Source organism: Paenibacillus gorillae, from assembly GCF_000513275.1.
Classification (GTDB): Bacteria; Bacillota; Bacilli; order Paenibacillales; family Paenibacillaceae; genus Pristimantibacillus; species Pristimantibacillus gorillae.
In genome coordinates, this window is the sequence record NZ_CBVJ010000004.1 from 1 (window position 1) to 4308 (window position 4308).

Sequence of the window (4308 nt, forward strand, 5' to 3'; positions counted from 1 at the left end):
GGGTATAGTGGCACAATTGAAGTTCAGAAACATCTGGTAAATGAATGTGTTAAATCCATATTAGACAAGTTACCTATCATTGATTTTAATATTGAAAATATACCTATTGAAGAGGGGATCTCGTATTTCTACCGAAAAGGTGATGTGAATGATGAAAAAGATAAATAAATACCTATATTCTTTTAAAATCGGTCTACAAAATTCGCTGGAATATAGATTCGATTTTTTTCTAAGTATAGTAGCGAGTATGTTTCCAGTGGTCGTACAGTTTTTTGTTTGGCAGGCAGTCTATACTAATTCATCTGAAACGGTAATAAATGGATATACATTTAGCGGTTTAATGTTGTATTTAGTGTTGGCAAGTGTAGTTTCAAAATTTGTATCATCTGGTTTCGAATATGAGATTGCTTCGGATATAAAAAACGGTTATTTAAGTAGGTTTATAATTATGCCAATTTCATATTTGAATTACAGAATATTTCGTTTTTTCGGACAAAAATTAATACATTTTATAATAAGCTTAATTGTTCTATTTGTTAGTGTTACAACTCTACATGGAATTTTATCTTTTGATTTGGTATATGGAAGATTGTTTATTTTCTTTCTGGTCTTAATTTTAGCGGTTATTTTAAACTTTATGATATTTTATGCGTTATCGACTGTATCGTTTTGGTTGATTGAAATATGGGGTGTAATTATTTCTAGCAGATTAGTAATCAATATAGCTAGTGGTGGACTATTACCGCTAGCTGTTTTAGGTAAACACACAGAAAGTATATTAAATTTTTTCCCATTTAAGTACACAATATTTTTTCCAATAAGCATATTACTAGATGAAGTTTCAATTCGACAGGTTATTTTTGGTATATTAATTCAAATTTTTTGGATAATACTGATTTTTATTTTAGCGCGAATAATGTGGGGGCTAGGCATGAAAAAATATATATCTGCTGGGGGGTAGGGGAATGAAACTGATGAAGGATTTAAAAAAGTACCTATTTATCTTTAGGATTTTTATAAAGAATAACTTGATTGGATACATGGAATATAGAGCTAATTTTTTTATGGAGCTTATTAGTGAAACAGCATATATATTGTTGAAATTAGTGTATATATTTGCAATATATAAGACAAATGTATCCATTATGGGAATTTCTCCGGCTTTTATACTCGCGATCGGCGGTAATCATATGATTCTTACTGGTATCTTTGTAGGCTTTTTTATGATGAACTTTCTAGATATGAGTACAAGAATCAGAGATGGTATGCTTGATTTGTTAATAACTAAACCGATTTCTTTACAATTTATGGTCAGTTTTAGGTCATTTCAATTTGGGGCTACAATTCCGAACTTTATAGTAGGTGGTACATTGTTTTTTGTTGGATTATCTGAAATGGATATAACAATAACTTTATGGAACGTAATCATTTATGTATTACTCATGATTTCTTCAATAATATTAACGTATTCCATTTTCTTTATATTGCAATTACCTGCGTTTTGGATAGTAAAGGTTGGATCATTAACAAGCATTATGGAAATAGCTTGGGACTATAACAATATGCCTATGGGTATTTATGGTAAATGGATGGTGAGAATAGGGGTATTTTTTATTCCTTTATTTATTATATCAAATTTTCCTTTATTAGCATTAGTAGATGATATTAATTCATACTTAATAGTATGGGGATTATTTGTTCCTATTCCTTTTTTGATATTATCAAGGGTTTTATGGAAAATTGCGATAAAGCATTATAGTAGTGCAAGTTAGATGGATCTTTAATGTCATTGTGGCGATTAAGAAATATTGATTTTTTTTGCAAACTTCATTTAGAATTTGTTGCTTATATGTTCGTATTCTTCTTTCAGGATCTTGAGCATAATTTGAGTGTTGTGAATATTATTTATATTTTTAATTGACATATCTGTTTAGGAATAATCACCCGAAAAGGAGGGTATATATGCGCTTTAAGTCTATTTTAGATAATCATGGAGGTACTCCTTTGGCTCAAATTAATCTAGAAGAAGATAACATTCAACAGATTAGTTTGTATGCAAAACTTGAATCATATAATCCGACAGGTAGTGTTAAAGATAGAGCAGCAGTGTACATAATAGAAAAGTTATTAGAATTGAAAAAAATAAACAAAGATACTACTTTAATTGAGTCCACTTCAGGGAACTTTGGAATTGCTCTTTCATCATATTGTAAAAAGTATGGATTAAAATTTTGTTGTGTTATTGATCCAACAATATTAAAAACAAATGAAACATTATTAAATCAATTAGGGGCTGAGGTGATTAAAGTAATAGAACCCCACGAAAGTGGGGGGTTTTTATTAAATCGAATAAAGAAAGTACAAGAATTGATAGTTGAAAGGCCAAACTCTTATTGGGTAAATCAATACGGAAATCTTTATAATGCTGAAGCATATTATAACACTCTTGGGAAAGAATTATGTGAAGAATTTGATAATATTGACTATATTTTTATTGGTGTTAGTTCTGGAGGGACAATAACAGGTGTTTCTCAGAGGATTAAACAGAGGTTTCCAAAAGTTAAGGTAATCGCAGTGGATGTAGTAGGTTCTGTGATTTTTGGTGGAAAACCAGAAAAGAGAAACATTCCCGGCATTGGTTCCAACATAATTCCAGAAATATTAAAACATTCAAAAATAGACGAAGTGGTTATTGTTGACGAGGTATCTACCGTATTAGGGTGTCGGGAACTTCTAGATAAGTATTCAATTTTTGCAGGCGGATCATCTGGAGCTGTATATTCAGCTATAAAGAAATATTTTAAAGAAAGAAAGTATGATAAAGTTCAAGATGTTGTTGCATTGTTTCCTGATAGAGGAGATAGATATGCTAATACGATATTTAATGACCAATGGTTTAGTGAAATATTAAATTAAGATTTATGTTAAATACCTTGTTGCTGGAGGGCTATCCATGTTATATGTGACTGAAAAGGATTTAATTAATGTAGGAGTTCACTGGCCAAAGTTAATTAGTGTAATAAATGATGCAGTAAAATGCTTAAATAATAAAGACTATGTACAACCAATAAAACCATATCTTCGATACAGGAATTTGAAAAATAGACTGATAGCAATGCCTGCTTTTATTGGTGGTACTTTCAATATAACAGGAATAAAGTGGATTTCTAGTTTTCCAGGAAATATTGAAAAAGGGTTTCCTAGAGCACACAGTGTTGTAATTCTCAATGATGTGGAAACGGGGCAACCTCTTGCAATTTTCAATACTCCAATGTTGAGTGTTATCCGCACAGCTTCTGTAAGTGGTTTAGTACTCAATTGGTTTGATAAAGTCAATAACTTAGAAAATGTTAAGTTAGGTGTGATAGGATGGGGGCCAATTGGGCAGTATCATTTAAGAATGTGCGCAGAAATACTTGGTAATAGAATCTCAGAAGTCTATCTATTTGATTCAAAGAAAAATATTAATAAAGATGAAATAGATTATATTGATATCAAAAAAATAACAATTGTAAACCATTGGGAAGAAGCTTATGTGGATTCTGATGTTTTTATCACATGTACAGTATCAGATAAGCAATATATTAATAAACAACCAAAGGATAATTCATTGCATTTAAATATATCCTTAAGGGATTACCTATCTTCTACGTTCAAATATTTCAGTCAATCTATTATTGTAGACGACTGGGAAGAAGTTTGCCGAGAAAACACTGATATAGAGAAGTTTCATCATGAAAAAGGACTGACAAAAAAATGAAACCTATTCACTTGAGAATGTGATAATTAATGATGCTTTAATGAACAATGGAGATAAACCAATTATGTTTAATCCAATGGGATTAGCGGTATTTGATATAGCTATTGGGCATTATTATTTAAATAAGTTGATAGAAATGAATATTGGAACATTTTTAGATTGATCACAGAAATCATTATCCAAAAATTGGATGTTGAGAATAATAGGAGGAATCTTATGACACAAACACATAAGGTCGATAGGACAAATGTTGAAGATATTATTGGATTATCATCACTTCAAGAAGGAATCCTACTTCAATATTTAAAAGATTCTGAAAGTGAGCAATACCTTGTCCAACTAGTGATTAGTATATTAGGAAATATTGATCTTGTAGCTTTTAATGAAGCATGGAATTTCGTTACTGCAACAAATGAAATGATGCGTGTTATTTATAGATGGAAAGAGGTGGAGAATCCTGTACAAATCATATTGAAAAAACATGAAGCTAATATCATTCATTTGGATCTTTCTCAAGAAGAAGATAAAAATAATATGTTGATTGATAT

At 30.3% G+C, this 4308-nt stretch carries 5 protein-coding genes; all 5 read left to right on the forward strand.

Features of this window, described 5'->3' with window-relative positions; all coding sequences use genetic code 11:
• Positions 1-148 precede the first annotated feature (148 nt).
• The gene (locus tag TY10_RS00130) at positions 149-961 is read left to right on the forward strand and encodes an ABC transporter permease (RefSeq protein WP_052350259.1); all 813 of its coding nucleotides are present in this window, start codon (positions 149-151) and stop codon (positions 959-961) included.
• A gap of 4 nt (positions 962-965) precedes the next feature.
• A complete protein-coding gene (locus TY10_RS00135; RefSeq protein WP_052350260.1) occupies positions 966-1772 on the forward strand; it encodes an ABC transporter permease in 807 nt (268 codons plus the stop codon).
• Positions 1773-1962: 190 nt separating this feature from the next.
• Positions 1963-2916: a 2,3-diaminopropionate biosynthesis protein SbnA gene (sbnA, locus tag TY10_RS00140; protein ID WP_042159267.1), complete on the forward strand. Its 954-nt coding sequence runs from the start codon at positions 1963-1965 to the stop codon at positions 2914-2916.
• A 37-nt stretch (positions 2917-2953) separates the two neighbouring features.
• Complete coding sequence (locus tag TY10_RS00145; RefSeq protein ID WP_238327385.1) at positions 2954-3760, forward strand: 2,3-diaminopropionate biosynthesis protein SbnB; 807 nt, start codon at positions 2954-2956, stop codon at positions 3758-3760.
• Positions 3761-3976: 216 nt separating this feature from the next.
• The coding region (locus TY10_RS00150) for a condensation domain-containing protein (protein ID WP_042159269.1) at positions 3977-4308 on the forward strand (332 nt) is incomplete at its 3' end.

What these genes read in the sequence shown, in the direction of transcription:
- TY10_RS00130 (WP_052350259.1), top strand. Translation starts at nt 149, where the DNA reads ATGATGAAAAAGATAAATAAATACCTATATTCTTTTAAAATCGGTCTA.
- TY10_RS00135 (WP_052350260.1), top strand. Translation starts at nt 966, where the DNA reads ATGAAACTGATGAAGGATTTAAAAAAGTACCTATTTATCTTTAGGATT.
- sbnA (WP_042159267.1), top strand. Translation starts at nt 1,963, where the DNA reads ATGCGCTTTAAGTCTATTTTAGATAATCATGGAGGTACTCCTTTGGCT.
- TY10_RS00145 (WP_238327385.1), top strand. Translation starts at nt 2,954, where the DNA reads ATGTTATATGTGACTGAAAAGGATTTAATTAATGTAGGAGTTCACTGG.